Annotated in this window: 2 protein-coding genes; both read left to right on the top strand. The window is 75.4% G+C overall.

Translation table 11 applies throughout. The features are described from left to right. Window positions 1-188: WYL domain-containing protein (locus HW445_RS32065; RefSeq protein WP_180224265.1), on the top strand; the 188-nt coding region annotated here is incomplete at its 5' end. 46 nt (window positions 189-234) lie between these two features. Then, window positions 235-1,115 (top strand): YafY family protein (locus HW445_RS32060; protein ID WP_180224264.1); only part of this gene is annotated, 881 nt, incomplete at its 3' end.

Genomic DNA, 1,115 nt, shown 5'->3' with positions numbered 1-1,115 from the left:
GCTACCCGCTGCGCGCCCGCGCCACCGCCGTCCGGCCGCTCGGCGACGGCTGGGACGAGGTGGAGATCCCCTACGGCCACGGCCTCGACGCCCTGCTCGTCGAGTTCGGGCCCGACGTGGTGGCGGTGGAGCCGGCCGAACTGCGCGCCGACGTGATCGACCGGCTGCGCGCCGTGGCCAAGGGCTGAGGGTCCGCATGAGGGAAACGCCGGCAGCAGTGAGGGGAACGTCAGCATGACGACCAGCCGGGGCAACCGCCCCGCCAACGCCATCGACCAGACCCGGCGGATGCTCTCCCTGGTCACCTACCTCCGCGAGCGCCCCGGCGCCCGCGTCGCCGATGTGGCGCGCGCCTTCGGCATCACCGGGGACGAGCTGATCGCCGACCTGGAGCTGCTGCCCATGTGCGGCACCAGCTTCCGCGGCGGCGACCTGCTGGACATCGACACCGACGGCGAGCGCATCTGGTGGCACAACCCCGCCGCGCTCTCCTCGGAGGCCGCCCAGCCGCTGCGCCTCGCCTCCGACGAGGCCACCGCGCTGCTGGTCGCCGCCCGTGCCGTGGCCACCCTGCCCGGTCTGCGCGAGGGCGACCGGCAGGCGCTGCTGCGCGCCACCGCCAAGGTGGAGACCGCGGCCGGCGAGACCGCCGAGGCCAGCTCCCGCCTGTCGGTGACCTTCGAGTCCGAGGGCGGCGTCTTCGCCGACGTCGACCGGGCCATCTCCGAGGGCCGCCGGCTGTGGATCCGGTACTGGTCGCCCGCCCGCGACGAGGTCAGCGAGCGGGAGATCGACCCGATCCGCCTGGTCAGCGTGGGCCACACCTACGTCGAGGCGTGGTGCCGCCGCTCCGAGGCGCGCCGCACCTTCCGCCTGGACCGGGTCGCCGAGATCCGCATCCTGGACGAGCCCTCCGAGCCGCCCCGGATCGAGCCGCGCGACCTGTCCGCCGGACTGGTCCAGCCCTCCGCCGACGACCCGGAGGTCGTGGTCGAGGTCGGCCCGGCCGGCCGCTGGGTCGCCGAGTACTACCCGCACGACGCCGCCGAGGAGCTCCCCGACGGCGGGCTGCGGATCACCATCCGCACCCCCGCCCCGGAGTCGCTGCGCCGCCT

Origin of the sequence: Streptomyces sp. UH6 (assembly GCF_013421635.1) — a bacterium.
Lineage (GTDB): Bacteria > Actinomycetota > Actinomycetes > Streptomycetales > Streptomycetaceae > Streptomyces > Streptomyces abyssomicinicus.
Note: the sequence above shows the minus strand (reverse complement) of the source record. Positions and strands in the feature narration are given on the sequence as shown.